General features: G+C 70.6%; 30 protein-coding genes. 12 read left to right on the plus strand and 18 right to left on the minus strand.

Annotated elements, in window-relative coordinates:
* Positions 1–11 precede the first annotated feature (11 nt).
* Positions 12–701: a thiol:disulfide interchange protein TlpA gene (gene tlpA / locus ACT541_RS00455; protein ID WP_476133408.1), complete on the plus strand. Its 690-nt coding sequence runs from the start codon at positions 12–14 to the stop codon at positions 699–701.
* A 61-nt stretch (positions 702–762) separates the two neighbouring features.
* On the opposite strand, the gene ACT541_RS00460 is transcribed toward tlpA, so the two are convergent.
* Both ACT541_RS00460 and ACT541_RS00465 read right to left on the minus strand, forming a co-directional pair.
* Positions 763–1041 carry a hypothetical protein gene (locus tag ACT541_RS00460; protein ID WP_476133410.1) on the minus strand — a complete coding sequence of 93 codons (279 nt, stop codon included), beginning with the start codon at positions 1039–1041 and terminating at the stop codon, positions 763–765.
* Between the two features lie 119 nt (positions 1042–1160).
* Positions 1161–1619, minus strand: a complete 459-nt coding sequence (locus tag ACT541_RS00465; RefSeq protein ID WP_476133412.1) for a tautomerase family protein — start codon at positions 1617–1619, stop codon at positions 1161–1163.
* 122 nt (positions 1620–1741) lie between these two features.
* Between ACT541_RS00465 and ACT541_RS00470 the strand changes: the two genes are divergently transcribed.
* Positions 1742–2641 (plus strand): LysR family transcriptional regulator, encoded by a 900-nt coding sequence (locus ACT541_RS00470; RefSeq protein WP_476133413.1) that lies wholly within the window; start codon positions 1742–1744, stop codon positions 2639–2641.
* 3 nt (positions 2642–2644) lie between these two features.
* Here the strand turns inward: ACT541_RS00470 and ureG are convergent, their stop codons facing one another.
* Genes ureG through ACT541_RS00490 form a run of 4 tightly spaced genes read right to left on the minus strand, consistent with a single transcriptional unit; the run spans position 2645 to position 5239 of the window.
* Entirely contained in the window at positions 2645–3265 is a 621-nt protein-coding gene (ureG, locus tag ACT541_RS00475; RefSeq protein ID WP_476133415.1) for an urease accessory protein UreG, read from the minus strand.
* A gap of 3 nt (positions 3266–3268) precedes the next feature.
* Positions 3269–3697 (minus strand): DUF3995 domain-containing protein, encoded by a 429-nt coding sequence (locus ACT541_RS00480; protein WP_476133416.1) that lies wholly within the window; start codon positions 3695–3697, stop codon positions 3269–3271.
* Positions 3694–4431, minus strand: coding sequence for an urease accessory protein UreF (locus ACT541_RS00485; RefSeq protein ID WP_476133417.1), 738 nt, complete (start codon positions 4429–4431; stop codon positions 3694–3696). The genes ACT541_RS00480 and ACT541_RS00485 overlap by 4 nt, the downstream gene beginning before the upstream one ends.
* A complete protein-coding gene (locus ACT541_RS00490) occupies positions 4421–5239 on the minus strand; it encodes an urease accessory protein UreE (RefSeq protein WP_476133418.1) in 819 nt (272 codons plus the stop codon). The genes ACT541_RS00485 and ACT541_RS00490 overlap by 11 nt, the downstream gene beginning before the upstream one ends.
* Positions 5240–5433: 194 nt before the next feature.
* Here ACT541_RS00490 and ACT541_RS00495 point away from each other — a divergent pair, with 194 nt between their 5' ends.
* The gene (locus tag ACT541_RS00495; RefSeq protein WP_476133419.1) at positions 5434–7158 is read left to right on the plus strand and encodes a methyl-accepting chemotaxis protein; all 1725 of its coding nucleotides are present in this window, start codon (positions 5434–5436) and stop codon (positions 7156–7158) included.
* Between the two features lie 28 nt (positions 7159–7186).
* Here the strand turns inward: ACT541_RS00495 and ureC are convergent, their stop codons facing one another.
* The 6 genes from ureC to ACT541_RS00525 form a co-directional block, all read right to left on the minus strand.
* Positions 7187–8899 carry an urease subunit alpha gene (ureC, locus tag ACT541_RS00500; protein ID WP_476133420.1) on the minus strand — a complete coding sequence of 571 codons (1713 nt, stop codon included), beginning with the start codon at positions 8897–8899 and terminating at the stop codon, positions 7187–7189.
* A gap of 7 nt (positions 8900–8906) precedes the next feature.
* Positions 8907–9554, minus strand: coding sequence for a LysE family translocator (locus ACT541_RS00505; RefSeq protein ID WP_476133421.1), 648 nt, complete (start codon positions 9552–9554; stop codon positions 8907–8909).
* Positions 9555–9574: 20 nt separating this feature from the next.
* On the minus strand, positions 9575–9880 hold the full coding sequence (locus tag ACT541_RS00510) for an urease subunit beta (protein ID WP_476133423.1): 306 nt from the start codon (positions 9878–9880) through the stop codon (positions 9575–9577).
* Between the two features lie 10 nt (positions 9881–9890).
* Positions 9891–10142: a DUF1272 domain-containing protein gene (locus tag ACT541_RS00515; RefSeq protein ID WP_476133425.1), complete on the minus strand. Its 252-nt coding sequence runs from the start codon at positions 10140–10142 to the stop codon at positions 9891–9893.
* A gap of 79 nt (positions 10143–10221) precedes the next feature.
* Positions 10222–10524, minus strand: a complete 303-nt coding sequence (locus tag ACT541_RS00520) for an urease subunit gamma (RefSeq protein ID WP_476133427.1) — start codon at positions 10522–10524, stop codon at positions 10222–10224.
* A gap of 88 nt (positions 10525–10612) precedes the next feature.
* Positions 10613–11464 carry an urease accessory protein UreD gene (locus tag ACT541_RS00525; RefSeq protein ID WP_476133428.1) on the minus strand — a complete coding sequence of 284 codons (852 nt, stop codon included), beginning with the start codon at positions 11462–11464 and terminating at the stop codon, positions 10613–10615.
* A gap of 240 nt (positions 11465–11704) precedes the next feature.
* Between ACT541_RS00525 and ACT541_RS00530 the strand changes: the two genes are divergently transcribed.
* Complete coding sequence (locus ACT541_RS00530; protein WP_476133430.1) at positions 11705–13267, plus strand: D-alanyl-D-alanine carboxypeptidase family protein; 1563 nt, start codon at positions 11705–11707, stop codon at positions 13265–13267.
* 31 nt (positions 13268–13298) lie between these two features.
* Entirely contained in the window at positions 13299–14576 is a 1278-nt protein-coding gene (locus ACT541_RS00535; RefSeq protein WP_476133432.1) for a CobW family GTP-binding protein, read from the plus strand.
* On the opposite strand, the gene ACT541_RS00540 is transcribed toward ACT541_RS00535, so the two are convergent.
* Positions 14548–14829 carry a sulfurtransferase TusA family protein gene (locus ACT541_RS00540; RefSeq protein ID WP_476133433.1) on the minus strand — a complete coding sequence of 94 codons (282 nt, stop codon included), beginning with the start codon at positions 14827–14829 and terminating at the stop codon, positions 14548–14550. The genes ACT541_RS00535 and ACT541_RS00540 overlap by 29 nt on opposite strands.
* An 87-nt stretch (positions 14830–14916) precedes the next feature.
* Between ACT541_RS00540 and ACT541_RS00545 the strand changes: the two genes are divergently transcribed.
* The 3 genes from ACT541_RS00545 to ACT541_RS00555 all read left to right on the plus strand — a co-directional run bounded on the left by ACT541_RS00545 (position 14917) and on the right by ACT541_RS00555 (position 18012).
* A complete protein-coding gene (locus ACT541_RS00545) occupies positions 14917–15942 on the plus strand; it encodes an AMP-binding protein (RefSeq protein WP_476133435.1) in 1026 nt (341 codons plus the stop codon).
* 96 nt (positions 15943–16038) lie between these two features.
* Positions 16039–17538, plus strand: coding sequence for a phosphomannomutase/phosphoglucomutase (locus tag ACT541_RS00550; protein WP_476133436.1), 1500 nt, complete (start codon positions 16039–16041; stop codon positions 17536–17538).
* A gap of 159 nt (positions 17539–17697) precedes the next feature.
* Entirely contained in the window at positions 17698–18012 is a 315-nt protein-coding gene (locus ACT541_RS00555) for a hypothetical protein (RefSeq protein ID WP_476133437.1), read from the plus strand.
* 26 nt (positions 18013–18038) lie between these two features.
* On the opposite strand, the gene ACT541_RS00560 is transcribed toward ACT541_RS00555, so the two are convergent.
* From ACT541_RS00560 to ACT541_RS00570, 3 genes are read right to left on the minus strand one after another with little or no spacing between them, the layout of a single operon-like run.
* Entirely contained in the window at positions 18039–18977 is a 939-nt protein-coding gene (locus ACT541_RS00560; RefSeq protein WP_476133439.1) for a prephenate/arogenate dehydrogenase family protein, read from the minus strand.
* A gap of 4 nt (positions 18978–18981) precedes the next feature.
* Entirely contained in the window at positions 18982–20094 is a 1113-nt protein-coding gene (locus tag ACT541_RS00565; protein ID WP_476133440.1) for a pyridoxal phosphate-dependent aminotransferase, read from the minus strand.
* A 58-nt stretch (positions 20095–20152) separates the two neighbouring features.
* A complete protein-coding gene (locus ACT541_RS00570) occupies positions 20153–21004 on the minus strand; it encodes a chorismate mutase (RefSeq protein ID WP_476133441.1) in 852 nt (283 codons plus the stop codon).
* 137 nt (positions 21005–21141) lie between these two features.
* Here ACT541_RS00570 and metX point away from each other — a divergent pair, with 137 nt between their 5' ends.
* Together metX and metW are read left to right on the plus strand one after the other, a co-directional pair.
* Entirely contained in the window at positions 21142–22335 is a 1194-nt protein-coding gene (gene metX / locus ACT541_RS00575) for a homoserine O-acetyltransferase MetX (protein ID WP_476133443.1), read from the plus strand.
* A gap of 11 nt (positions 22336–22346) precedes the next feature.
* Positions 22347–22994, plus strand: coding sequence for a methionine biosynthesis protein MetW (gene metW, locus ACT541_RS00580; protein ID WP_476133445.1), 648 nt, complete (start codon positions 22347–22349; stop codon positions 22992–22994).
* 1 nt (position 22995) lies between these two features.
* Here metW and ACT541_RS00585 read toward each other — a convergent pair whose 3' ends face one another.
* Positions 22996–23736 (minus strand): class I SAM-dependent methyltransferase, encoded by a 741-nt coding sequence (locus ACT541_RS00585; protein WP_476133447.1) that lies wholly within the window; start codon positions 23734–23736, stop codon positions 22996–22998.
* 120 nt (positions 23737–23856) lie between these two features.
* Here ACT541_RS00585 and gloB point away from each other — a divergent pair, with 120 nt between their 5' ends.
* A complete protein-coding gene (gene gloB, locus ACT541_RS00590; RefSeq protein ID WP_476133449.1) occupies positions 23857–24606 on the plus strand; it encodes a hydroxyacylglutathione hydrolase in 750 nt (249 codons plus the stop codon).
* A gap of 11 nt (positions 24607–24617) precedes the next feature.
* Positions 24618–25079, plus strand: coding sequence for a cupin domain-containing protein (locus ACT541_RS00595; protein WP_476133450.1), 462 nt, complete (start codon positions 24618–24620; stop codon positions 25077–25079).
* Here ACT541_RS00595 and yddG read toward each other — a convergent pair.
* The gene (yddG, locus tag ACT541_RS00600; protein WP_476133452.1) at positions 25062–25955 is read right to left on the minus strand and encodes an aromatic amino acid exporter YddG; all 894 of its coding nucleotides are present in this window, start codon (positions 25953–25955) and stop codon (positions 25062–25064) included. The genes ACT541_RS00595 and yddG overlap by 18 nt on opposite strands.
* Positions 25956–26004 lie beyond the last annotated feature (49 nt).

Raw genomic sequence — 26004 nt, forward strand, 5'->3', positions numbered from 1 at the left:
CGGAGACCGAGATGAACGAACGAGACGAAGACGCCGCCGCCCCGTCGACCCCGCGCCCCCCTGCGGGCTCGCGGCTCGGTCTCGTCGTGGCGGCCTGCGCGATCGCCGGCCTCACGGCCTTCGGTCTCGTTCGCGTATACGGGATCGGCGGGGCGGGTGGCAACGACGAGACGGCGGGAAAATGCAGCGCCGCCCCGGCTGCGGCCGCGCGTCTCGCCCCGGCCCTGCGTGACGACGTCGCAGGCGTCGTGCCGGCGAGCACACCGCGCGACCTCTCGACCCTCGCCTTCCGCGACGCCGACGGCAGCCCGACCACCCTCGCCGCCTGGCGCGGACGCGTCGTCCTGGTCAATCTCTGGGCCACCTGGTGCCCGCCCTGCCGCGCCGAGATGCCCGCCCTCGACCGTCTCCAGGCCAAGGCCGGATCGAAGGACTTCGAGGTGGTGACGATCAATCTCGACAGCCGCGATCCGGAACGCCCCAAGGCCTTCCTCGCCGAGATCGGCGCCACCACGCTCGCCCATCGCACCGACGCGACGCTCGGCGTCTTCAAGGCGTTGAAGCAGATCGGGCTCGCCTCCGGCCTGCCGACCACCATCCTGGTCGACCGGCAGGGCTGCGAACTGGGCACCATGGCCGGCCCCGCCCACTGGGACGGCCCGGCGGCGCTGGCCCTCGTCGAGACGGTGACGAAGCCGTGAAACGAAGACGCCGCGATCGGAGGATCGCGGCGCGCCGTGTGTCGAGACGAAGCGGGACGGCTCAGGCGTAGTAGTCGAGCATCGTGCCGGAGGTGCCGCTCGAGGTCGACCAGCTGTTGGTGAAGAGCATCACCGACGAGGCGCCGACGCCGGACTTCGACGCCAACGAATACATGTTGTCGTCGAGCATCGAGGCGATGGAGGTCTTGCCCGAGTTCTCCTGCGCCTGCTTGGCGGCGCTCACCTGCACGGCGGCGAGCGATCCGAACCCCTTGATGCGCGACCCCGTCGCCGAGGTAGCGTGCGAACTCGCGGGACGCAGGGTGGAAATGCCGGCCATGACCGCCTCCGGGTGGAGTGCCTGAATTTCGGCGGGGGCACGCAAGACTCTCGAACCCCGCGCCGAGAACACTAGGCATCGGGAGTAAAGGAAGTGTTGCCGTCCACCCCCGCGCGCGTTCAACGGATGCCGAACCGGCGATAGGTGTCGAACACCGTCGTCTCGGTCTCGGTCTTCGCGATCTTGGCGGCGATCGCCCGGTGTTCCTGCGTCTCGCCGCCCCAACCCCAGGCGTCGGCCGGCACCTCGTCGACGACGACGTAGCTTTCCGGCCGCGCAGGTCCGAGGATCCGCGCCATCGCCGCCGACGCGGCGGCGACGAAGGCGGCCTTCTCGTCCTTGTCGTTGGTGCCCTGGGTGACGCGAATCACCACCCGGAACGACGCCGCGTCGAGGTCGGCGAGCGAGCGCGTGCCGACGAACCACTGCGCCGGCGGGATCGTCTCCACCACGGTCGCCGTCACCGCCTCCGCCTTGCCGAGCAGCCGGCCGGAGAGCGACACGAGGGTGCGGGCGATCTCGCCGATCGCGGCGGCATCGACGCGGGGCGACGAGACGAGAGCATGGATGGTCGGCATGGGCGCACTCCTTGGCGGTCCGGCGGGCTTGCCGGTTCGTGAAGGATGGCGCCGCGGCTTGCATTACTGAAACGAATTGATACCATTTCAATCATTCGAAAATGAAATCATCGGGGGTGCCAATGGCCGATCTCGACATCGAACTCCTGCGCACCTTCGTCGCTCTGGCCGAGCACCGCAGCTTCACGCTCGCCGGCGATCTGCTCGGGGCGACGCAGTCGACGGTGTCGGTCCGCCTGAGGAAACTCGAGGATCGCCTCGGCCGACGCCTGTTCGAGCGCACGCCGCGGGCCGTCGCCCCGACCTCCTTCGCCGAGGGCTTCCTGCCCGACGCCCGCCGCATCCTGGCCCTGCACGACGACGCGCTCGCCCGCGCCGCCCGGACGGTGCCACTCCGGCGCGTCGGCCTCGGCGTCAGCGAACACGCGACCGCCGGCCGTCTTCCCGACATCCTGCGGTCGCTCCACGGCGCCCTGCCGGGGCTGACGCTGTCGATGACCCTGGGTCTCTCGGAGGAGCTGCGCGACGACTTCGCGGCCGGCCGCCTCGACGCGGCGGTGACCCGTCGCTTCCGCCGCGACGCGGCCCCGCTGGGCGAGACCGGCGGTGAAGGACGCGTGCTCTTCACCGACGATCTGGTCTGGGCGATGTCGCCGACCTGCACCTGGGGGCCGGGGCGTCCGGTGCCCCTCGCCCTCCTCGCCCGACCCTGCCGGGTGCACGATCAGGCGCTCGAGGCGCTGACCCGGGCGGGTCTGCCCTTCGTCGTCACCTTCGCCAGTCGCGGCCTCGCGGCGGTCAGGGCGGCGATCGCCGCCGGCATCGGCATCGGCTGCATCGGCCGTTCGGCTGTGCCCGAGGGTGTCGTCGTGGCGGGGCCCGACCACGGTCTGCCCGACCTGCCGTCGAGCGAGATCGTCCTGCACACCACCCGCGACCGCGAGCTGACGCCGGTGTTCGAGCGGATCGCCGCCGCCTTTCGCGGCGTCGCCGTAGCACCCCCGATCGCCGAGCCGGCGTGAGGCTCAGGCCCCGAGACCGCCGCGGGTGATCACGAAGTCGGCGATCGCCTCGAGCCCGTCGGTGGTCTTCATGTTGGCGAAGACGAAGGGCCGCTTGCCGCGCATTCGCTCGGCATCCCGCGCCATCACCTCGAGGCTCGCCCCGACCATCGGTGCGAGATCGGTCTTGTTGATGACGAGCAGATCGGAGCGGGTGATGCCCGGCCCGCCCTTCGACGGGATCTTCTCGCCCGCCGCGACGTCGATGACGTAGATCGTCAGATCCGCGAGTTCCGGCGAGAAGGTGGCGGCGAGATTGTCGCCGCCCGACTCGATCAGGATCAGGTCCAGATCGGGAAAGCGCGCCCGCATCTCGGCGACCGCGGCGAGATTGATCGAGGCATCCTCGCGGATCGCCGTGTGCGGACAGCCGCCGGTCTCCACCCCCATGATCCGATCGGCGTCGAGCGCGCCGGAGCGCACCAGATAGTCGGCATCCCAGCGGGTGTAGATGTCGTTGGTGATCGCCGCCAGATCGAAGCGCTGCCGGAGCTTCTTGCACAGCGCGTCCATCAGCGCCGTCTTGCCGGATCCGACGGGCCCGCCGACGCCGACGCGAAGGGGGCCGTTCATGCTGGATGCCATCGTTCAGATCCTCGTCGCGACGAGATGAAGGAAGCCGACGCCGAGGGCCGCCGACAGTGGTCCGTAGAAGAAGCGGTCGCGCGTCGCGAAGGGCTCCACCCCGTGAACGCGCCGCCACCACGCGGTATAGGTGACGAACCCGCGCGCCAGAAACACCAGCCCGACCGGCACCGCCACGAGCGTGACGAGACCATCGAGCCACCCGCCGAGCCGCACCGCGAGCAGCCCCGCCAGGACGGTCAGTGCCGTCAGAGCCGCCGCCACGGCGAGCGTCAGCGGGCGCGGCGGCATCCCCGCCCATTTCGGATCGCCGACGACCAGTCGCGCCAGTGCCGCCTCGTCGCGCTCCGGCCAGGTCCCGCCGAGCCCCCAGAGCACGTGCAACGCGGTGACGGCGGCGAGCGCGACGACGAGAAGCCCCGAGACGATCATGAGCGGAAGAGCCTCGTGTACTGGGTTTCGTGACGCATCGAGGCGATGTCGGCGAGGACCGCCGCACCGCCCACGTCGTCGAGTGTCGCCGAGAGCGCCGCGTCCGCCATACGTCGAACGACGGGGGCGAGGGCGCGCAGCACCCGGAGCCCCTCGCTCTGGCCGAGCGGCACGGCGCGCACGCCGGCGGAGATGACGTTGGCGGCGAAGGCCTGGAGAAAGGCCGGCGCCACCTCGGCCGGGTCGAGCCCGTGGGCCGCCGCCGCCACGCCGACGGCCGCCGCATGGGTCCACGGCACCGCCGGCCAGACCGGCTTGGCGAAACGCGTCGCGAGCGCCGTCGTCAGCGCCTCGAAACGCGGATCGGACCAGGTGTCGGCGATCGCCCGGACGAAGGCGGCGCCTTGCGCCCCCGCCTCCAGCCGCCGCTCCTTGGACGGCTGCAGCGCGTGGGCGAGTTCGAGTACCTCGGCGAGCCGGTCGAGATCGTCCGCCGCCGCGGCGCGATGGGCGGCGACCAGCACGATCGCGTCGGACCGCCCGGCGCCGTGGACCAGCACGTCGCCGAGCCAGGCCTCGAGATCGGCGGCAGACGTGACGTCGCCGGCCTCGATCGCCCATTCCAGCCCGTGACTGTAGGTGAAGCCGCCGACCGGAAAGGCCGGCGACAGCCAGACCTGCAACGTCAGGAGATCACCGACCGGATCGGCCCGCCCGCCCGTCTCAGCGGCCATGCTCATGGTCGTGATCGTGCCCATGCGCGTGGTCGTGGTCGTGGTCGTGGTCGTGGTCGTGGTCGTGGTCGTGGTCGTGGTCGTGGGAATGACCATGGCCGTGGTGATCGTGTCCATGACCGTGGTCGTGATCATGATCATGGGAATGGTCGTGGCCACAGTCCGGGCCGCAGTCGGGACCGTGGACATGGGGGGCACGGCGAGCGCGGCGTTCGGCGCGACGGGCGAGCGCCGCCGCCAGTTCCGGATCGCTCACCGCCGGCGCATGGGGATGGGAATGTCCGTGTCCATGATCGTGGTCGTGGTCGTGATCATGCCCGTGGTCGTGATCGTGCGAATGGCCGTGGGCGAGCGCGTGACCGGTCACCGTGCCGTGGCCGTAGGCGCCGCCTTCCGGTTCGAAGGGGGCCTCGACGAAGCCGATCGTCGCGCCGCCGAGCTTCTTGACCATCTCGACCAGCACGTAGTCGTCGCGGATCCGCAGCGCACCGGGCAGGATCTGCGTCGGCGTGTGGCGGTTGCCGAGGTGCCAGGCGATGCGGGTGAAGGCATGGGCGTCGGCGACGCGGAACTCGACCAGCTTCTCGGGGGCCGCGACCACCGCGACGAGGCGCCCGTCCTCGAGCTCGAAGGCATCGCCGTCGGCCAGAACCGGCGTCTCGGCGAGGTCGACGAGGAACTCGATCCCCTTCTCGCCGATCGCCACGCCGCGGCGGCGGCGGCGCTCCTCGACGTCGAGCACGACGCGGTCGCGGGCGAGCGCGGAGGGCCAGGTACCGGCGGGAAGAACCTTGGTGGCGCGGATCATGCGATTGAGACCTCGAGCGAAGGGGGAGGCCCGATCGGGCCGGAGGGCGACATTCGCCCCGATCGGCCCGGCTGACAAGGCCCGATGCCGCAGGCGTGATCGGCAGAGATCGCCGCGTTTCGGGTCGCTCGGTCAGGATTCTTCAACTTTTTTGCCGGCCTCATGAGTGATCCGGGACAAGACGGAGGACCACCGTGGCCCTGTCGCTTCGCACGAAGACGCTCGCATTCGTCACCTGCCTCGTCTGTGGCAATCTCGCCACCGTCGGTCTGCTCGCCACCCTGTCGCAGAGGACCTCGGGCCTGACCCGAACCGTCGCCGACCAGAACCGGCTGATCGAGACCCGGATCACCCCGCTCGGCGGGCTGATCAAGGACCTCGAGCGCGACGTCGTCCAGGTCCAGCAGTTCCTGCAGGACTATTCCGCCACGCGCGGCGAGGACGGGCTCGACAAGGGGCTCGCGGAAGCGGAGAAGTCCGCCGGCGACTTCCGCGCTCACGTCGCCGCCGCCCGCGCCATCGCCGAGGGGCTCGACCGCAAGGACGTCGTCGCCGAACTCGACGACGTCACCAGAGCCTTCGCGCCCTATTTCGCCACCGGCCGCAAGATGGCCGAAGCCTATGCCGCCCAGGGCACCGGCGCCGGCAATGCCATGATGCCGGTCTTCGACGCCGCCGCCGAGGCGCTGTCCGAGCAGGTCGCCGCACTCCAGACCGTGCGTGCGGACATGCTGAGCAAGGCCGCCGAGGAGACCCACGCCAGCCTCGACGCTCTGGTCTCGGCCGAGTTCTTCGCCGGCGTCGCCGCCACCGTCGCCATGGGCTTCATGTCGCTCCTCACCGCCTTCGCCGGCTGGGCGCTGCTGCGCGGCGTCGTCGGCCCGATCGGGGCCCTCTCCGGCGTCATGCGCGACCTCGCCGGCGACCGCCGCGGCGTCACCGTCCCCCATGTCGAACGCGACGACGAGATCGGCGAGATGGCACGGGCGACCGACGTCTTCCGCGAAGCGATCGATGCGCGCGAACGCATGCGTGCCGAGAAGGCGCTCGAAGAGGAGCGCATGCGCGCCGAGCGCCGTCGCGAACGCCGCGAACTCGCCGACGACTTCGCCCGTCGCGTCGCCTCGGTGGTGGAGAATCTCGGCCGCGCCGCCGAACGCATCGGCACCGACGCCCGCCGCGTCGACGACGTCTCCCGCGACGCCAGTCGTCGCTCGGGCGAGACCAACGAGGCGATGGAACGCACCGACCGCAACGTCGGTGTCGTCGCCACCGCAGCCGGCCAGCTCGCCGACGCCATCGGCCAGGTCGAAGAACGCATGCTGCGCGTCGACGCCGTCTCCCGCGACGCCGTCGCCCGCGCCGAGACCACCAATGCCGTCGTCGCCGACCTGTCGCAGGCGACCCGCCGCATCGGCGAGATCGTCGGCCTGATCGAGGCGGTCGCCGGTCAGACCAACCTTCTCGCCCTCAACGCGACCATCGAGGCGGCGCGCGCCGGCGAGGCCGGCCGCGGCTTCGCCGTCGTCGCCCAGGAGGTCAAGGCGCTGGCCGCCCAGACCTCGCGGGCGACCGAGGAGGTCACCCGTCAGATCGAGGCCGTCCGCGCCGCCACCGATTCGGCGGTCTCGGCGATCGGCGGCATCACCGCGACCGTCGGCGAGATCGGCGACATCGTCGGCGCCGTCTCCGGCGCGATGACCGAGCAGACCGCGGCGACGCGCGAGATCAACCGATCGATCGAGGTCACCACCCGCGACACCTCGGCGGTCGCCGACAACGTCCGTTCCGTCGACACGGCCACCCGCCTCGCCAACGAGGCGGCGGTGTCCATGGTCTCGGCCTCCGACGAACTCGCCGACGCCGCCGAGCGCCTGCGCACCGAGACCGACGCCTTCGTCGAACGCATGCGCGCCTGAGGCCGGTCATCCGGCCTCGGGGTCGACCTCAGAACAGGAAGTAGCGCTGCGCCATCGGCAGGACGTCGGCCGGTTCGCAGGTGAGAAGCTCGCCGTCGGCGCGCACCTCGTAGGTCTCGGGATCGACCTCGATCACCGGCATGGCGTCGTTCAGCACCATGTCCTTCTTGCCGATCGAGCGGCAGTCCTCGACCGGCAGCACGATGCATTCGAGCGACAGCTTCTCGGCGATGCCGCCGGTCCAGGCGGCCCGCGACACGAAGGTGATCGAGGACGCCGCCACCGCCTTGCCGAAGGCGCCGAACATCGGCCGGTAGTGGACCGGCTGCGGCGTCGGGATCGAGGCGTTGGGATCGCCCATCGGCGCCGCCACGATCGAGCCGAGCTTCAGCACCAGATCCGGCTTCACCCCGAAGAAGGCCGGCGACCACAGCACCAGATCGGCGAACTTGCCGACCTCGATCGAGCCGACGTGCTTCGACATCCCGTGCGCCACCGCCGGGTTGATCGTGACCTTCGCCAGATAACGGCGGACGCGCAGATTGTCGTTCTCGCCCGCTTCGCCGGGGAGACGGCCGCGCTGGACCTTCATCTTGTGGGCGGTCTGGAAGGTGCGGATGATCACCTCGCCGACGCGGCCCATGGCCTGGCTGTCGGAGGAGATGATCGAGAAGGCGCCGAGATCGTGCAGGATGTCCTCCGCCGCGATCGTCTCGCGCCGGATGCGGCTCTCGGCGAAGGCCACGTCCTCCGGGATCGACCCGTCGAGGTGGTGGCAGACCATCAGCATGTCGAGATGTTCGTCGAGCGTGTTGCGCGTGTAGGGCCGCGTCGGATTGGTCGACGACGGGATGACGTTGGGCAGGCCACAGACCCGGATGATGTCCGGCGCATGGCCGCCGCCCGCACCCTCGGAGTGATAGGCATGGATCGTCCGGCCCTCGAAGGCGGCGATCGTGTCCTCGACGAAGCCCGATTCGTTCAGCGTGTCGGTGTGGATCGCGACCTGGACGTCGTATTTGTCGGCGACGCTCAAGCAGTTGCGGATCGCCGCCGGCGTCGTGCCCCAGTCCTCGTGCAGCTTGAGGCCGCAGGCACCCGCCACCACCTGTTCGGCCAGCGCCTCGGGCAGCGAGGCGTTGCCCTTGCCGGTGAAGGCGAGGTTCATCGGGAAGGCTTCCGCCGCCTGGAACATCCGGGCGAGATGCCACGGGCCGGGGGTGCAGGTGGTCGCCGCCGTGCCGGTCGCCGGCCCGGTGCCGCCGCCGAGCATGGTGGTGACGCCCGACATCAGCGCCTCGTCGATCTGCTGCGGGGCGATGAAGTGGATGTGGGTGTCGATGCCGCCCGCCGTCAGGATCTTGCCCTCGCCGGCGATGGCCTCCGTCCCCGGACCGACGACGATCGCCACGCCCGGCTGGACGTCCGGGTTGCCGGCCTTGCCGATGCCGACGATGCGGCCGTCGCGCAGGCCGACGTCGGCCTTCACCACGCCGAGCCTGGCGTCGATGATCAGCGCGTTGGTGATCACCGTGTCGACGGCGCCGCCGGCGCGCGACACCTGCGACTGGCCCATGCCGTCGCGGATCACCTTGCCGCCGCCGAACTTCACCTCCTCGCCGTAGGTGGTGAAGTCCTTCTCCACCTCGACGATCAGGTCGGTGTCGGCGAGGCGCACCCTGTCGCCGACGGTGGGGCCGAACATGTCGGCGTAGGCGCCGCGGTTCATCTTGAAGGACATGGGGCCATCACCTGTTTTCGACGGGAACCGAAGGGGTCGCGACGAGGCCCGTCGCGGTGAGAAGGAAGACCGAGGCGATCGCCTCCTGGAGCGTCTTGGTGCCGCGGCGGCCCGCCGCCCGCGCCGCCTCGGCGCCGCAGAAGGCGTAGAGCGCGAAGACCGGCCACTCGAGGATCACCGCGAAGAGACCGAGATCGGCGAGGCGGATCTCCCAACCCGCGCGCGAGCCGGCGAAGACCGAGAGCACCGCGAAGAAGAAGATCATCGTGGTCGGGTGGCGCATCTGCATCAGGAAGGCCGAGCGGAAGGCGTCGAAAGCCGATCCGCGCCCGTGGTCGCAAGGCGCCACCACGTGGACGCCGCGCCCGACCACCGCGATCCGGAGCGCCCGGGCGAGCAGCGCCAAGAGGCAGGCGAGGCCGAACCACTTCGCCCCGTAGAGCAGCAGCGGCACCGTCTCCATCACCGTGAACAGCGCCGAGATCGCCAGGAAGCACCAGATGAAGTCGGCGACGAGCACGCCGAGGATCGCCGCCTGGGCGCCGAAGAGCCCCTTGGCCATGCCTTCGGCCACCACCCGCTGGACCGCCGAACCCGGCGCCAGATCGAGGAAGATGTTGGTGAGGACGAAGGCGACGAGGAACCAGATCGACATCGGGCGGTCCGTTCGCGTTGTCAGAGGGCGCCGGCGACGTCGCCGCGGAAGCCGTGGACGACGCGGGCGCCGCCGAAGGGCACCAGCCGCACCGTCCGCGTCTGCCCCGGCTCGAAACGCACCGCCGTGCCGGCGGGAATGTCGAGCCGCAGCCCGCGCGCCGCGGCGCGATCGAAGGCGAGGCCCGGATTGGTCTCGGCGAAGTGATAGTGGCTGCCGACCTGAACCGGTCGGTCGCCGGTGTTGGCGACCTCGAGTTCGGTGACGGGAAGACCGGCGTTGAGCTCGATCTCGCCGTCGGCGGGGATGACTTCACCGGGGATCATGGGTCTCTCCTCACTCGGCGGCGATCGGCGGACAGGGTTCGGCGCGCAGCACGCGCTTCGTCGACGGCGGATTGTTCGCGAGCTTGCCCGCCGGGCGCACCGGGCGACGCACCAGCTCGCCGCCGCAGTTGGGACAGACGCCCTTCAGCACCTCGCCGGCGCAGGTCGCGCACCAGGTGCATTCGAAGGAACAGATGTAGGCGGTCGCTTCCGGCGGCAGGTCGCGATCGCAGCATTCGCAGTTGGGTCTGAGTTCGAGCATGTCTCGGTCTCCGTCTTGCGAGGGGGAAGGTGCGAGTCTGACGCCCCCGCCGCCCCTCGGCTGCGACTTTCCTCACACCTCAGCGGATGGGGTGGTGGACCGTGACGAGCTTGGTGCCGTCCGGAAAGGTCGCCTCGACCTGGATGTCGTGGATCATCTCCGGCACGCCGTCCATCACCTGATCGCGGCCGATCACGTGGGCGCCGGCCTCCATCAGCTCGGCGACCGAACGGCCGTCGCGCGCGCCTTCGACCACGAAGTCGGAGATCAGCGCGATCGCTTCCGGATGATTGAGCTTCACGCCCCGCTCCAGCCGGCGTCGCGCCACCATCGCCGCCATCGAAATCAGCAGCTTGTCCTTTTCGCGGGGCGTGAGGTTCATCGCCGGAGGGTCCTTCGTGGGCGCCCGCCGCGTCGCGTGCGGATCGGGACTGATCGTCTTTCGGGCAGTGTCTATCGAGCGCGGTCGGTCAGCAAGACCAGACGCGCGGCATTTCTGCCTGCCGAATGTGCAGAACCAGGCGGACGAGTTCGGATCGCAGCGCCATCGCGGAAGGATGCGCGAGCCGCACCACCACCAGCCCGTCGAAGGCGCTCGCCCCGGCGTCGCAGGTGCCGGCCTCCAGCACCGCGCGGATGCCGTCGAGCCGCGCCTCCGCCGCCGGATCGGCGACGACGACGGTGGCGAAGGCCCGCGCGCCCCCGCCGGTCGCCCGCCCCGCGAGGATCGTGCGCGTCGCGCCCTCGAGGCGGAACGTGTCGGCGAAGACCAGCCGGCCCTCGCGGCGGATGCGCCAGCGATCGACGAGGCGGCAGGTCTCGACCTCTTCCCCCATGGCGGCGCGGCCGAGCACGATCTGCTCGACGAGCAGCGCCGTCGCCCCCGCCCCCAGCGTCACGTCGAGCCGCCGCGACAGGGCTGAGGCGTCGAACAGGATCGTCTCCTGCGGCAGCCAGTCGAGATGGCCGCCGGCCTCGACCATGATCGTGGTGTCGATCTCGCCGGAGAGTTCACCGTCGGTCCGAGAGGTGCGATAGACCCGCTCCGCCGCCTGCGACGTCACGACCGCCCGCGCCCCCGCGCCGATCGTCACACGCCAGGCGATCCGGTCGCCGCCGGCGATGCCGCCGCCGGTGTTGATGGCGACCGCCGTCGGCACCTCGCCGGCCTGCGGCTTGGGGATGCGGATCTTCGCCTGCCCCTCCTGGAACAGCCGGTCGAGCCGGGTGACGCCGTCGACCGCCTTGAAGGACACGCCGGCGCGTCCGCGGGCGCGCTGCAGCACGATCGGCTCTTCGACGGTCTGGGCGGGTTCGGTCATCGGCGGCTCCTCGTCCTTCCGGTTACACCGGGACGCGGCCGGACGAAACCCGTGGACTGCGCCGTCCCCGCCCGCCGATCGCCCCGATGTCGTCGCATTTTGGCGCGACCTGTGGACGCGGTATCCACTCGACGATGCCCGATGTCGCTCGCGCCTTGGCCCCGCGTGGCCGAATGCGTTATCGAGAGTGACGAGTTCCGGATTTGCGGCCGCCGTCGCCGCCAGAAGCAGAGAGCCGTGATGAGCCCCACCACGACGACCGGCGCATCCGCCGCGGTCCCGACGCGAAAGAGCGCGCCGCGCCGCATCGCCGCCGTCGTTCTCGCCGTGCTGACGATGGGTATCGCGATGCCCGCCGTCGCCGCACCGAGCGCCGGCGCCTGGCTGGTCTTCGACGCCTCGAGCGGCGAGGTCGTCGCCCGCCACAACGCCGATCAGGCGTGGTATCCCGCCTCCGTCACCAAGCTGATGACGACCTGGGTGACGCTCCAGGCGATCCGCGCCGGCCGCATCACCCCGGCCTCGCTCGTCACCATGACGCCGACCGCCACCCGTCAGCCGCCGAGCAAGATGGGCTTCGCCGCCGGCCAGGTGGTGACCGTCGACAACGCCCTGAAGATCATCATGGTGAAGTCGGCCAACGACGTCTCCTGGGCACTCGCCGAAGCCGTCGGCGGCTCCAAGGAGGCCTTCGTCGCCGAGATGAACCGGCAGGCGCGCCTGCTCGGCATGAACGCGACCCACTTCAACAATCCGCACGGTCTGCCCGACGCCGGTCAGGTGACGACCGCCCGCGATCTCGGCCTGCTCGCCCGCGCCCTGCTGCACGAGTTCCCCGAGGCCGAGGAACTGTGGCACCTGCCGGGCATCCAGCTCGGCAACGAGGTCATCCGCAACCACAATCACCTGATCGACCACTTCCCCGGCGCCGACGGCATGAAGACCGGCTTCATCTGCTCGTCGGGCTTCAACGTGGTCGCCTCGGCGACGCGCGGCAATCGCCGGCTCGTCGCCGTGGTGCTCGGCTCGCGCTCGGCCCGCCAGCGCGCCGAACTCGCCGCCGAACTCTTCACCCGCGGCTTCGAAGGCTCGGGCGGCAGCCTCTTCGGGGGCTTCTCCACCCACGAGACGCTCGATCGCATGGCGCGCGGCGCCGAGGCCGGCAACCCGGTACGCGACGTCAAGAAGGAGATCTGCGGGCCGAAGCGCGCCGATCCGCCCGACCCCGAAGAGCTCGGCCGCATCGAGGCGAGCAACGGTCGGCAGGACCCCGGCGCGGTGATCCGCCCCGGCTCCGAACAGCACCAGCCGCGCACCTCCTACCTCACCGAACGCTTCGAGCCCGGCCCGCCGGTGCGCGTCTGGGTCGGCACCATCGAGGACGCCCCCGCCGGCACCTCGATGCTGGCGCTCGCCCCCGATCCCGCCAATGCCCGTGCGCTGCTCTTCGCCGTGCCCGGCGGCGGTGCCCCGACCGCCACCGCCGCCATGCCCGCCGCGGCGGCGATGGGCGCGATCCGGCCGAAGTCGACCGGCGGCCTCGAGGCGGCGCTGCCGCCCGCCGACGGCAAACCGCTGCCGCTCGGCACACCCGGCAAACCCGCCGCCGCCAAACCGGCGCCCAAGCCCGCCGCCGTCGCGGCGCGGCCGAAGACACCGGAACCGGAGAAGCCCGCCAAGGCCGCCGCGGCCAAGCCGGCGCCGAAGCCGGCCCCCAAGGTGAGCACGGCCGCCAAGCCCAAGGCCGGCCCCGGCGCCCCGCCGCAGAATCTCGAGCCGCCGAAGAAGAAGCCGGCGAACTGATCAGCCCGCTTCACACCCGAGGACCCGACCGATGACCGAGCCCGCCACGCGCAGACCGCCCGAACCGATCCCGCTGACGGTCATCACCGGCTTCCTCGGCGCCGGCAAGACGACACTGCTGAACCGTCTGCTCACCGATCCGGCGATGGCCGAGACGGCGGTGATCGTCAACGAGTTCGGCGAGATCGGCATCGACCACGTGCTGGTCGAGCGCGCCGACGACGGCGTCGTCGAACTGTCCTCCGGCTGCCTCTGCTGCACCATCCGCGGCGATCTCGTCGCCACCCTCGAGGACCTGCTGAAGCGCCTCGACAACGGCCGCCTTTCGGCGCTGCGCCGCGTCGTCATCGAGACGACCGGCCTCGCCGACCCGGCGCCGATCCTCCACACCGTGATGCGCCACCCCTATCTGGTGCGCCGCTACCGGCTCGACGGCGTCGTCACCCTGGTCGACGCGGTCAACGGCATGGCGACGCTCGACGCCCAGGAAGAGGCGGTGAAACAGGCCGCCGTCGCCGATCGGCTGGTCATCACCAAGTCCGACCTCTGCGACACGCCCGAGCGCCGCGCCGGCCTCGTCGCGCTGAAGACGCGTCTCAGGATCCTCGCCCCCGCCGCGCCGCAGCTCGACGCCGCCAAGGGCGAGGCGGCGCCCGCCGCCCTGCTCGAGACCGGCCTCTGGCGCCCCGACACCAAGACCGCCGACGTCGCCCGCTGGCTCGCCGAGGAGGCCTTCCGCGACCGCGAGGCCGAACGCCGCCGCGCCGAGGCCAAGGCCCATCGCCACCACGATCACGACCATGGGCATGACCACGATCACGGGCATGACCACGGCGACGACGACCACGTCTGCGGCCCCGACTGCGATCACGACCATGATCACGATCACGGCCACCATCACGACGCCAACCGCCACGACGATCACATCCGCGCCTTCTGTCTGGCGACCGATCGCGCCCTGTCGGCGGCGAGCCTCGACATGTTCCTCGAGCTGCTGCGCGCCGCGCACGGGCCCAAGCTGCTGCGCGTCAAGGGCGTGGTGCGGCTGATCGAGGATCCCGAGCGGCCGCTCGTCATCCACGCCGTCCAGCACGTCGTCCACCCGATCGCCCAGCTCGAGCGCTGGCCCGACGACGACCGCCGCACCCGGCTGGTCTTCATCACCCGCGATCTCGAAGAGGCCTTCGTCAAGCGCATGTTCGACGCCTTCGCCGGCGAACTGGCGCCCGACACGCCGGATCGACAGGCGATGACCGACAACCCGCTGTCGATCTCGGGCTTCAGCGGCTCGTTCGGTCGTCCGTCGTGACCGTCGCCGGGCGGGTGCCGTCCCCGCGCTCGATCACGAAGACCAGCACCCTGCCGTCCTGCTCGCGCGCGACCAGCCTGTGGCCGTCCTCGGCGCACATGTGGGGAATGTCGAGATCGGCGAGCGGGTCGGAGGCACGGACGGTCAAGCGCGCCCCGACGTCGAGCGGCGCCAACGCCCGCCGGGTCTTGATGACCGGCAGCGGACAGTGCAGCCCGACGAGATCGAGCACCCGTTCCGTCGCATCGCTCATGGCCGCCTCCTCGCGCCTCGCCCCTGCCCCTCTAGATGAGCCGGGCGCCGCACGCAATGCGGCCGGATCGCCCGCCGGAGATCGCCCGTGAAGCGCATCGGCGAATGGATCGGCGCCTGGAAGGCCGACCGCGAACGCGCCGCCGTCGAGCGCCGCCTCGAGGCCGCCGCCGCCGAAGGCCGCGCCCTGCGCGACGAGGTCGAGGAATGGGCCGCCGCCGGGCGCGAGCGTCCCGCCCTGATCGGAACGGAGGAAACCCTCTCCTTCCGCGAGCTCTACGAGCGCGCCAACCGCTGGAGCCGCTTCGCCATCGTCCAGGGCGTCGGCAGTGCCGAGCCGGTCGCGCTGTTCTTCTCCGCCCGTCCGGAGCGCACCGCCGCCTGGCTCGGCCTCTCGGGCGTTGCCGCGGTGCCGACGCTGGTCGACCCGTCGCTCGACGCCGAAGACGTCGCCCGGGCGATCGACGCGCTGAAGCCGCGCCGTCTGGTGGTCGAAGGTGCCCTGCTGCCGCTCTTCGAGGCCGCCGCCCGCCACATGGGGCACCCTTGCGAGGTCTGGGTCCACGGGCCTCACGACATGGCCTATCCGCGTCTCGACGAGACGCTCGACGGGCTCTCCGCCGTCCGCCTCGTCGGCCGCGACCGCCGCCGCATCGATCGCGACATGCCCTGCCTCGCGCTCGTCGCCCGCGACGCCGACGACGGCCGCATCCGCGTCTTCCACGTCGACCACGGCCGCCTCGCCGCCCTGCTCGTCGAACTGCCGGCGCTCTTCGGCCTCGGCCGCGACGACACGCTCGCCGCGCGCGAGACCACGGCCTCGCTCGAGAGCCTGATCGCCCCGCTCGCGGCGCTTTCCGCCGGTGCCGCCTGCCGCCTCGTCGGCCTCGACGACGGGCTCGACGCCGGCACCGCGACGGTCCTCCACCGCGACGTCGCGCCCTTCGGCCCGGTCGATCTGCCGGTGATCGTCGCCGGCACGCCGGCACCCGACGAGCCCGCCCATCCCTCGCTCCGTCGCTGGCGCCTGCTGCGCGACGGCGACACCATCGCGCTCCACCTCGACGGCACGGCGATCGCGCTGCCCGGCGGGGCCGGCGCAATGCGATCGTAACCTTCCTCGGCTAGAGGTTTTCCGTCGTCCGACGGGTGCCTCCCGCCCCATCCGCCGCCCTTCGTCCGCCTCCGACCGCCAAGGACCCCGCGCCCCATGTTCCCGACCCCGAAGCCGCTGCTCGTCCCCAACACCTACGACTACGAGTCCTCGGCGATGGTGAAGCCGACCGGCTTCCGCGAGTACGACGCGCGCTGGATCTTCGGCAAGGAGATCAACCTGATGGGCGTCCAGGCCCTCGGCATGGGTCTGGGCACGCTGCTCGGCCGCCTCGGGGTCAAGCGCGAGATCGTCGTCGGCCACGACTACCGGTCCTATTCCGCCTCGATCAAGCTGGCGCTGACCACCGGCCTGATGGCGGCGGGCTGCACCGTCCACGACATCGGCCTCTGCATCACGCCGATGGCCTATTTCGCCCAGTTCGCCCTCGACGTGCCGGCCGTCGCCATGGTCACCGCCTCGCACAACGAGAACGGCTGGACCGGCGTGAAGATGGGCATGCACCGCCCCCTCACCTTCGGCCCGGAGGAGATGACGGCGCTGAAGGCGATCGTGCTCGCCGCCGAGTTCGACCTGACCGGCGGCGGCGCCTATCGCTTCGTCGAGGCCTTCCCCGACCGCTACGTCGCCGATCTGACCGACCGTCCGAAGCTGAAGCACCCGATCAAGGTGGTCGCGGCCTGCGGCAACGGCACCGCCGGCGCCTTCGCCGAGAAGATCCTCACCGGCCTCGGGGCCGAGGTCGTCCCGCTGGACTGCGAGCTCGACCACTCCTTCCCGCGCTACAACCCGAACCCGGAAGACATGAAGATGCTTCATGCCATCCGCGACGAGGTGCTGAGGACCGGCGCCGACGTCGGCCTCGGCTTCGACGGCGACGGTGACCGCTGCGGTGTGATCGACGACGCCGGCGACGAGATCTTCGCCGACAAGGTCGGCGTCATGCTCGCCCGCGACCTCGCCAAGGTCCATGCGAAGCCGACCTTCGTCGTCGACGTCAAGTCGACCGGCCTCTACCACACCGATCCGGAGCTGCAGGCCCTCGGCGTGACGACCGACTACTGGAAGACCGGCCACAGCTACATCAAGCGCCGCGTCAACGAGCTCGGCGCGCTCGCCGGGTTCGAGAAGTCGGGCCACTACTTCTTCAACGCCCCGATCGGGCGGGGCTACGACGACGGCTTCGTCTCGGCGATCGCCATCCTCGACATGCTCGACCGCAATCCGGGGAAGAAGATGTCGGGCTTACGCGAAGCGCTGCCCAAGACCTGGTCCTCGCCGACCATGTCGCCCCACTGCGACGACGAGATCAAATACGCCGTCTGCGACAGGGTGATCGCCCGGCTGACGGCGATGAGGGAGAAGGGCGAGACACTCGCCGGTCACCCGATCGTCGAGGTCAACACCGTCAACGGCATTCGGGTGACGACCGACGACGGCACCTGGGGCCTGATCCGCGTGTCGTCGAACAAGCCGGAGCTGGTCGTCGTCATCGAGAGCCCGGTCTCCGAGGCGCGCTACCGCGACATGTTCCACGCCATGGACGCCGTGCTGCGCGAGAACCCGGAAGTCGGCGCCTACAATCAGACCATCTGATCGGCCGAGCCGATCGGCAGACGACCTGATCCACCGAGCCGATCTCTGCCCATTCTTCGACGCCCGTTCGCCGGAAAACGGCGCGCGGGCGTTGCTTCGTCGGGCGCGGAGCGGTAAAGCCGGCGAAGCGCTCGGCGCTCCAACCTGACGGACGATTCCATGACCAAGCCCGCGAACGACGCGAACCGCCCCCGCATCATCGGTTTCTGCTGGTTCCGCCGCGAGTCCTACCAGGACGCCCGTTCGCTGATGGCCGACCCCGACGTCCTGTTCGACACGTTCGACGAGTGGCTGGTCGCCGCGCGGCAGATCGAGCGCGACGTGACGGCGAAGGGCGACAAGGTCGTGCGCATCCGCTTCGACGCCGCCTCCTTCATGCTGTGGTGCGCCTCGCACGGCCGCATGCCCGACGAACAGGCCCGCGCCGCCTGGGCCGCCGCCGAGGCACGCAAGAAGTTCGGCACGCGGGGCTGACGGCGGGCCGCTCGCCCGCCTCCGCCTCAGTCCTTCTTCGGCGAACGGCCGAAGTCAGGCGCCGCCGTGTCCTGACCGATGTCGAGAATCTCGCGACGGATCTTGCGCGTCCGCGTGAAGTGGTCGAACAGCGTCTCGCCGTCGCCGAAGCGCACCGCCCGCTGCAGCACGAACAGATCCTCGATGAAGCGCCCGAGCATCTCCAGCACCGCCTCGCGGTTGTACAGGAAGACGTCGCGCCACATCGTCGGGTCCGAGGCCGCGATGCGGGTGAAGTCGCGGAAGCCGCCGGCCGAGAACTTGATCACTTCCGATTCCGTCACCGTCTCCAGATCGGCGGCGGTGCCGACGATGTTGTAGGCGATGAGGTGGGGGATGTGGGAGGTGATGGCGAGCACCATGTCGTGGTGCTCCGGCGTCATCGTCTCGACCTTGGAGCCGAGCGCCTTCCAGAAGGCGACCAGCGTCTCGACCGCGTCGGCGTCGGCGCCTTCCGGCGGCGTGACGATGCACCACTTGTTCTCGAACAGCTCGGCGAAGCCGGCGTCCGGGCCGGAGTGCTCGGTACCGGCGACCGGATGGGCCGGCACGAAGCGCGCGTGGGCCGGCAGATGCGGCGCCATCTGGCGCACCACGTCGGCCTTGACCGAGCCGACGTCGGAGACGATCGCGCCCGGCGCCAGATGATCGGCGATCGCCGCCGCCACCGCGCCCGAGGCACCGACCGGCACCGAGACGATGACGCAGTCGGCGCCCTCGACCGCCTTGGCCGGATCGGCCTCGTAGGCGTCGCCGAGACCCAGTTCGCGGGCGCGCGCCAGCGTCTCGGCCCGCCGGGTCGAGATCACGATCTCGCCCACCAGCCCCTTCGCCCGCGCGCCCCGCGCGATCGAGGAGCCGATGAGACCGATGCCGATCAGGGCGAGACGGCGAAAGATCGGCTTGTCCTGTTCGGCACCGGTCATCGTCTCACCCCTTCAGGAAGTCGGCCAGCGCGGCGATCGTCGCCTCGTTGGCTTCTTCGGATCCGATCGTCATGCGCAGCGAGTTCGGCAGGCCGTAGGCCTCCATCCGCCGCACGACGATGCCGCGCGACTGCAGGAAGGCATCGGCGTCGGGCGCCCGCTTTCCGTCGCGGTCGGGGAAGGCGATCAGGATGAAGTTGCCGACCGACGGCGCGACCGAGAGGCCGAGGCCTTCCAGCGCCTTGGTCACCTTCGGCAGCCAGATCTCGTTGTGGTCGCCGGCCGCCGCCGCATGGGCCTTGTCCTCGATCGCCGCCACGCCGGCGGCGAGCGCCGCGGCATTGACGTTGAAGGGGCCGCGGATGCGGTTGACCGCGTCGACGACGTGTTCGGGGCCGTACATCCAGCCGAGACGCAGGCCGGCGAGGCCGTGGATCTTGGAGAAGGTGCGGCACATCACGACGTTGTCGGACGACGACACGAGCTCGACGCCCGCCTCGTAGTCGTTGCGCCGGACATATTCGGCATAGGCCGCGTCGAGCACCAGCAGCACCGACTTCGGCAGACCGGCCTGGAGGCGCTTCACCTCGTCGAAGGGAATGTAGGTGCCGGTCGGGTTCGACGGATTGGCGAGGAAGACGATCCGCGTCTTCTCCGTCACCGCCGCCAGCAGCGCGTCGACGTCGACCGTCAGGTTCTTCTCCGGCGCGACCACCGGACGCCCGCCCGCCGCCTTGATGGCGATCGGATAGACGAGGAAGCCGTACTGCGAATAGAGGCCTTCGTCGCCCTCGCCGACATAGGCCGCGGTCAGGAGGTGCAGCAGGTCGTCGGAGCCGTTGCCGCAGACGATGCGGTCGGGATCGAGGCCGTAGACCTTGCCGATCGCCTCGCGCAGCGCGCTGGCCGAACCGTCGGGATAGAGCTCGAGGGTCCCGGCCTGGGCCTTGTAGGCCTCGATCGCCTTCGGGCTCGCGCCGAGCGGCGTCTCGTTGGAGGAGAGCTTGTGCAGCTTCGCCCCGCCCGTCGCCTTGGACTTGCCGGGGACGTAGGCGGCGATGTCGAGAACGCCGGCGCGCGGAACGGGGCGCTCGGAGCGGATCTTGTCGTTGGTCATGGGATGTCTCGTCGAAAGGGAAAAACGGTCGGGTTCGATCGATCGCCGAGCGCGCGCCTCAGGGCGTTGCCGCACTCGGCCCGCGGTGTCGAATGGGGCGCGGATAGCCGCCGACGAGGCGGGGATCGCGCACTTCGACCGAGGCGCGGGCAAAGGCCGCGACGATCGCCTCGACCGGCGTCTCGGCCGGCGCCGCCACCAGGAACTCGGCGCGCGGTCCCTCGTCGTGACGGGCGAGCATCTCGAAGCCTTCGGACGTCAGCGCGTCGGTCGGATCGCGGTCGCCGACGCCGGTGAAGGCATGGGTCAGCACTTCCGGCCCGACGACTTCCGAGATCGGATTGGAGACGACCAGCGCCGGCAGGTCGGCGACGCGGCCGTCGAAGACGATGAAGGGCAGGCGCGCGATGATGCGCGGGCCGTCGCCGCCGAGCTTCGTCCACCACGGACCGACCCAGCTCGGCTGGGCGAGCTGGACGATGCCGAGATCCGACACCGAGCGGGCGACCGCGGCGATCACCTCGTCGGGGCCGCTCTCGAGATGGGCCGGAACGGTGAAGCCGAAATAGAAGCGGGCGAGATCGCGCATGGCGACCGGATCGCGACCGCCGTCCATGTAGACCTCGTAATGGGCCTGCAGGAAGGTGAAGGTCGAGACGATCTCGCGCCAGATGTGCTCGACCGTGACGATCGGCAGGATGCCGCGATGGCGATCGACGAGGCGATGCATCATGTCGGCCTCGCGGGCCGGGCGGAAGGCGGCGCCGGTGACGGCGGTGCCCTTCACCTTGATCAACTCGTCGATGATGGCCGACCGCGCCACGAGAAGGCGGTGCACCTCTTCGTCGATGGAGTCGATTTCCTTGCGCAGCCCGGCGAGCCGGCTCGCCGCGTCCATCGTCTCGGTCATGGCCGAAGCCGCCCCTCGCGATCGTTCCAAGTCGGGGGTCTTCATAGGCGCGCGCCGCGGCGAAATCAAAGAAAACATTGACAGGATCGCCCTGCCCGCCCATCCCTTTCGTCCGCTTCGACGAGAGACGACCTGAGATGAGCGCGACCACCGACGCGACCGAGACCGCGGAAGAGGCCACCGCGACCGCCCGCCGCCGCATGGCCGACGAACCGGCGAGCCGCGTCGCCCGTTTCGGCGCCGAGCACCCGCTGGTGCTCGACGGCGGCATCACGCTCGCCCCCTGGCAGATCGCCTACGAGACCTACGGCACGCTGAACGAAGCGAAGTCGAACGCCGTTCTCGTCTGCCACGCCCTGACCGGCGATCAATATGCCGCCTCCACCCACCCGCTGACCGGCAAGCCGGGCTGGTGGGATCTGGTGGTCGGCCCCGGCAAGCCGATCGACACCGATCGATTCTTCGTGATCTCGTCGAACGTGCTCGGCGGCTGCATGGGCACCACGGGACCGGCCTCGACCAACGAGGCGACCGGCCGCGCCTGGGGCCTCGACCTGCCGGTGATCACCATCGCCGACATGGTGCGCGCCCAGGCGGCGCTGATCGACCATCTCGGCATCCCGGATCTGTTCCTCGTCGCCGGCGGCTCGATGGGCGGCATGCAGGTGCTGCAGTGGGCGTCCGCCTATCCGGACCGCGTCTTCGCCGCCGCGCCGATCGCCACCGCCGCGTCGCACTCGGCCCAGAACATCGCCTTCTACGAGGTCGGCCGTCAGGCCGTCGTCGCCGATCCCGACTGGCGCGAGGGCCGCTATCTCGACGAGGGCACCTTCCCGCGCAAGGGCCTGTCGGTGGCGCGCATGGCCGCCCACATCACCTACATGTCGGAAGTGTCGCTGCACCAGAAGTTCGGCCGCCGCCTGCAGGACCGCGACCGGCTCGGCTTCGGCTTCGACGGCGACTTCCAGATCGAAAGCTATCTGCGCCATCAGGGCTCGAGCTTCGTCGATCGCTTCGACGCCAATTCCTACCTCTACGTCTCGCGCGCCATGGACTATTTCGACCTGGCCGGCGACCACGGCGGGGTGCTGGCCAATGCCTTCCGCGGCACGAAGACCCGCTTCTGCGTCATGAGCTTCACCACCGACTGGGCGTTTCCCACCCGCGACAGCCGCACCATCGTCCATGCGCTCGCCGCCGCCGGCGCCAAGGTCTCCTACGCCGAGATCGAGAGCGACCGCGGCCACGACGCCTTCCTGCTCGACGAGCCGGAGATGCACGCGATCCTCTCGGGTTTCATCGACAGCGCCGCCCGCGCGCGCGGACTGTGAGGGGTCACGACATGGCCGACGTCGCTTCGCCCAAGGTTCCCACCGTCCCCGCCAGCCGCGTCGACCTCGCCGTGGTCGGCGGACTGGTGCCGCCCGGCGCCCGCGTCCTCGACGTCGGCTGCGGCGACGGCAACCTGCTCGAATGGCTGGAAGCCACCAAGCGGATCGACGGCCGCGGCATCGAACTGTCGCAGAAGGGCGTCAACGCCTGCGTCGCCCGCGGCCTGTCGGTGATCCAGGGCGACGCCGACACCGACCTCGCGACCTATCCCGACGGCGGCTTCGATCTGGTGATCCTCTCCCAGACGCTGCAGGCGACCAACCGGCCGCGCCACGTGCTGGAAGAGCTGCTGCGCATCGGCCGGCGGGCGATCGTGTCGATCCCCAACTTCGGCCACTGGCGCATCCGCAGCCAGTTCCTCGCCTTCGGCCGCATGCCGGTGACCGAGGATCTGCCCTATTCCTGGTACGACACGCCCAACATCCACTTCTGCACCATCCGCGACTTCGTCGAGCTGACGCGCGAGGTCGATGCCGAGATCGTCGAGGCCTATGCGCTCGACGCCGGCGGCCGCAAGCTGTTCTCGCAGGCGCCGTGGTGGTTCTGGAACCTGTTCGGCGAACAGGGCGTCTTCGTGCTGGAAAAGCGCCGGACCTGACTCAGGCGTCCGTCCGCGAGTGCCGCGCCAAGGCCGGACGGAACACCGGGGCGAGGCGCATCTTGTTGCCGATGCGCTGCGGAATGCCCTGATAGAGCTGCTTGGTCGCCTCGACGATCAGCACCCCGGCGAAGGCCGGCCACAGCCGGTGACCGAAGCTCTCGGCCGGCCGTGACAGCTTCAGCAGCGTCGGCCGCGCCGACGGCAGCGCATAGAGCGCGCCGCGCCAGTCGATCGGCGAGAACAGCGTGTCGCGCAGCGCCGTGTCGAGCTGGCCCTGGCTGAAGGGCAGGCCGTAGCCGAAGGGCGTCGATTCGACCCGCGACCACAGGCCGATGCGGTTGGGCACAACCGCAATCAGCCGCCCGCCCGGCGCCAGCACCCGCCAGACCTCGCGCAACACCTCGGCCGGATCGTCGGCCATCTCCAGCGCATGCACGAGCAGCACCCGGTCGACGGCGGAATCGGGAAGCGGCAGCGCCGTCTCGTCGACCAGAGCGGTGGCCGAGGGGCCTTCCGCCGGCCAGTTCACCACGCCCTGGCGCGCCGGCATGAAGCCGAGCACCCGCTCGGCGCGGCCGAGGAAGGGCCGCATGAAGGGCGTCGCATAGCCGATGCCGAGCATCCGGTCGCCGTTGACCTTCGGCCACATGTCGAGCAGCCGGCCACGGATCGAACGGCGCACCAGATCGCCGAGGGGCGAACCGTAGAAGTTCCGGAGATCGACGACGTCGAGATACATGCGGGCATCCGTGCGCTCCGGTCGGCGGTCGCCTTCCGGGCGGAGGGATGTTAGTCGTAGGTCGACCGCCCTGTCGAGACGGGAGCGGGAGCCGAGGAGCCGCCCTTGATCGAGATCCGCATGTTTCCGGCCCGCGACGACAACTATGCCGTCCTGGTCCACGATCCCGCGACCGGTGCCACGGCGTCGATCGACGCGCCGGAGGAGGACGCCATCCTCGACGCGCTCGACGAGACCGGCTGGCGGCTGACCGACATCTTCGTCACCCATCACCACTACGACCACGTCGAGGCGATCCCGGTGCTGAAGGAAGCCTTCGGCGCGCGAGTCACCGCGTCGGCCTACGACCACGCCCGCGGTCGCGTGCCGCTGGTCGACGCCACCGTCGGTGACGGCGAGACGATCCGCCTCGGCGACGTCCCCGTCGCGGTGATCGCGGTGCCCGGCCACACGCTCGGCCACGTCGCCTACGTCATCGAGGACGCACTCTTCTGCGGCGACACGCTGTTCTCGCTCGGCTGCGGCCGCCTCTTCGAGGGGACGCCGGCCGAGATGTGGGAGAGCCTCTCCCGCCTCGCCGCCCTGCCGGAGGCGACCCGCGTCTATTGCGGTCACGAATACACCGAGGCGAACGGCCGCTTCGCCGCGTCGATCGAGCCGGACAACGAGCGCCTCGCCGCCCGCCTGATCGAGGTGCGCGACCTGCGCATGGAGGGCCTGCCGACGCTGCCCACCACCATCGGCCTCGAGAAGGCGACCAACCCGATGCTCAGGGCCAACGTCGCCGCCGTGAAGAAGGCGCTCGGCATGACCGATCGCACCGACGTCGAGGTCTTCGCCGAGATCCGCGGCCGCAAGGACCGCTTCTGAAGGAGGGTTCCATGGCAGACCCGAGCCTGCTCACCGCCGCCGAGGTGATCCGCGTCCTCGAACTCGCGCCCCATCCGGAAGGCGGCCATTTCCGCGAGACCTTTCGTGACGTCGCCGGCCCCGACGGGCGGGCGCGCTCGACCCAGATCTACTTCCTGCTCGCCGGCGACGAGATCTCGCGCTGGCACCGGGTCGACGCGGTCGAGACCTGGCATTGGCATGCCGGCGCGCCGCTCGCCCTGACGGTCTCGGAGAACGGCCACGACGCCTGGTGTGCCCATCTCGGCATGGATCTTTCGACCGGCGAGCGACCGCAGGTGATCGTCCCGGCCCATGCCTGGCAGACCGCCGTCAGCCTCGGTGCCTGGACGCTGGTCGGCTGCACCGTGGCGCCGGGCTTCGAGTTCTCGGGCTTCGAACTCGCCCCCGACGACTGGCGTCCGTCGCCGCGGCCCTCACGCCTCGGGCGTTGAGGCGGCGGGCGCGCGCTTCAGCATGTCCTTGGAGGCCACCACCGCCCCGGCGGTGATGGCCAGCGCCGCGACCGCGATCGCCGGCTCGAAACGGCCGAGCCCGACCGCGATCATGATCAGGGTCGAGAGCAGCGGCGCCATGTAGCTCGCCGCGCCCAGCACCTGGATGTCGCCGCGCTTGACGCCGTGGTCCCAGACGAAGAAGGCGAGGCCGACCGGGAAGACCGCCAAGGCCACCACCGCCCCCCATTCGACCGCCCCGGCCGGCCAGACCGTCGTCTCGAAGGCGACGTGGCAGAGCGCCGACAGCGCCGCCGTGGCGAGGCAGAAGCCGGCGACCGCCGCCGTCGGCACCGCGCCGACCGAGCGCGACAGAACCGAATAGCCCGCCCAGAAGACCGCCGCCCCCGCCGCGCAGAGATAGCCCGCGACATGGGCCGGATCGATCGACAACGCACGCCCCTTGGTGACCACCGCCGCCGCGCCGACGAGGCCGAGCAGCGCGCCGATCACGTGATGCGGCTTCAGCTTCTCGCCCGGCAGCAGGCCGGAGAAGACGACGATGAGGAGCGGCCAGAGATAGCACACGAGGCTCGCCTCGACCGGCGGGGCGAGGCGCAGCGCGGCGAAATAGAGCGCGTGGAAGCCGAAGAGCCCGCCGGCGCCGAGCGCCCACACCTTCGCCGGCTGGCGCAGCACGCCGAGCCGGCCGGTCGCTGCCAGCCAGATCGTCGCCGCGGTGCCCGAGAGGCCGAAGGTCAGCGCGTTGAGCAGGAACGGCGGCACCTTGCCCGACAGCGTGCCGAGCGTGGCGAGCGCCGACCACATCAGGATCGCCGTCAGACCGACGAGCGTGGCACGGGTTCGGACGGTCATGCCGGGATCTCCCGAAAACAGGGCCTGAAACGCGGGACGCGCCCGGAGG

This window comes from Pinisolibacter sp. DMC100 (assembly GCF_056313705.1).

What these genes read in the sequence shown, in the direction of transcription:
- metW (WP_476133445.1), top strand. Translation starts at nt 22,347, where the DNA reads ATGGCCGACGTCGCTTCGCCCAAGGTTCCCACCGTCCCCGCCAGCCGC.
- metX (WP_476133443.1), top strand. Translation starts at nt 21,142, where the DNA reads ATGAGCGCGACCACCGACGCGACCGAGACCGCGGAAGAGGCCACCGCG.
- ACT541_RS00525 (WP_476133428.1), bottom strand. Translation starts at nt 11,464, where the DNA reads ATGACCGAACCCGCCCAGACCGTCGAAGAGCCGATCGTGCTGCAGCGC.
- tlpA (WP_476133408.1), top strand. Translation starts at nt 12, where the DNA reads ATGAACGAACGAGACGAAGACGCCGCCGCCCCGTCGACCCCGCGCCCC.
- ACT541_RS00465 (WP_476133412.1), bottom strand. Translation starts at nt 1,619, where the DNA reads ATGCCGACCATCCATGCTCTCGTCTCGTCGCCCCGCGTCGATGCCGCC.
- ACT541_RS00460 (WP_476133410.1), bottom strand. Translation starts at nt 1,041, where the DNA reads ATGGCCGGCATTTCCACCCTGCGTCCCGCGAGTTCGCACGCTACCTCG.
- ACT541_RS00530 (WP_476133430.1), top strand. Translation starts at nt 11,705, where the DNA reads ATGAGCCCCACCACGACGACCGGCGCATCCGCCGCGGTCCCGACGCGA.
- ACT541_RS00550 (WP_476133436.1), top strand. Translation starts at nt 16,039, where the DNA reads ATGTTCCCGACCCCGAAGCCGCTGCTCGTCCCCAACACCTACGACTAC.
- ACT541_RS00540 (WP_476133433.1), bottom strand. Translation starts at nt 14,829, where the DNA reads ATGAGCGATGCGACGGAACGGGTGCTCGATCTCGTCGGGCTGCACTGT.
- ACT541_RS00470 (WP_476133413.1), top strand. Translation starts at nt 1,742, where the DNA reads ATGGCCGATCTCGACATCGAACTCCTGCGCACCTTCGTCGCTCTGGCC.
- ACT541_RS00520 (WP_476133427.1), bottom strand. Translation starts at nt 10,524, where the DNA reads ATGAACCTCACGCCCCGCGAAAAGGACAAGCTGCTGATTTCGATGGCG.
- ACT541_RS00480 (WP_476133416.1), bottom strand. Translation starts at nt 3,697, where the DNA reads ATGATCGTCTCGGGGCTTCTCGTCGTCGCGCTCGCCGCCGTCACCGCG.
- ACT541_RS00595 (WP_476133450.1), top strand. Translation starts at nt 24,618, where the DNA reads ATGGCAGACCCGAGCCTGCTCACCGCCGCCGAGGTGATCCGCGTCCTC.
- yddG (WP_476133452.1), bottom strand. Translation starts at nt 25,955, where the DNA reads ATGACCGTCCGAACCCGTGCCACGCTCGTCGGTCTGACGGCGATCCTG.
- ACT541_RS00535 (WP_476133432.1), top strand. Translation starts at nt 13,299, where the DNA reads ATGACCGAGCCCGCCACGCGCAGACCGCCCGAACCGATCCCGCTGACG.
- ureG (WP_476133415.1), bottom strand. Translation starts at nt 3,265, where the DNA reads ATGGCATCCAGCATGAACGGCCCCCTTCGCGTCGGCGTCGGCGGGCCC.
- ACT541_RS00510 (WP_476133423.1), bottom strand. Translation starts at nt 9,880, where the DNA reads ATGATCCCCGGTGAAGTCATCCCCGCCGACGGCGAGATCGAGCTCAAC.
- ACT541_RS00490 (WP_476133418.1), bottom strand. Translation starts at nt 5,239, where the DNA reads ATGATCCGCGCCACCAAGGTTCTTCCCGCCGGTACCTGGCCCTCCGCG.
- ACT541_RS00570 (WP_476133441.1), bottom strand. Translation starts at nt 21,004, where the DNA reads ATGACCGAGACGATGGACGCGGCGAGCCGGCTCGCCGGGCTGCGCAAG.
- ACT541_RS00565 (WP_476133440.1), bottom strand. Translation starts at nt 20,094, where the DNA reads ATGACCAACGACAAGATCCGCTCCGAGCGCCCCGTTCCGCGCGCCGGC.
- ACT541_RS00560 (WP_476133439.1), bottom strand. Translation starts at nt 18,977, where the DNA reads ATGACCGGTGCCGAACAGGACAAGCCGATCTTTCGCCGTCTCGCCCTG.
- ACT541_RS00505 (WP_476133421.1), bottom strand. Translation starts at nt 9,554, where the DNA reads ATGTCGATCTGGTTCCTCGTCGCCTTCGTCCTCACCAACATCTTCCTC.
- ureC (WP_476133420.1), bottom strand. Translation starts at nt 8,899, where the DNA reads ATGTCCTTCAAGATGAACCGCGGCGCCTACGCCGACATGTTCGGCCCC.
- ACT541_RS00515 (WP_476133425.1), bottom strand. Translation starts at nt 10,142, where the DNA reads ATGCTCGAACTCAGACCCAACTGCGAATGCTGCGATCGCGACCTGCCG.
- gloB (WP_476133449.1), top strand. Translation starts at nt 23,857, where the DNA reads ATGTTTCCGGCCCGCGACGACAACTATGCCGTCCTGGTCCACGATCCC.
- ACT541_RS00585 (WP_476133447.1), bottom strand. Translation starts at nt 23,736, where the DNA reads ATGTATCTCGACGTCGTCGATCTCCGGAACTTCTACGGTTCGCCCCTC.
- ACT541_RS00485 (WP_476133417.1), bottom strand. Translation starts at nt 4,431, where the DNA reads ATGGCCGCTGAGACGGGCGGGCGGGCCGATCCGGTCGGTGATCTCCTG.
- ACT541_RS00555 (WP_476133437.1), top strand. Translation starts at nt 17,698, where the DNA reads ATGACCAAGCCCGCGAACGACGCGAACCGCCCCCGCATCATCGGTTTC.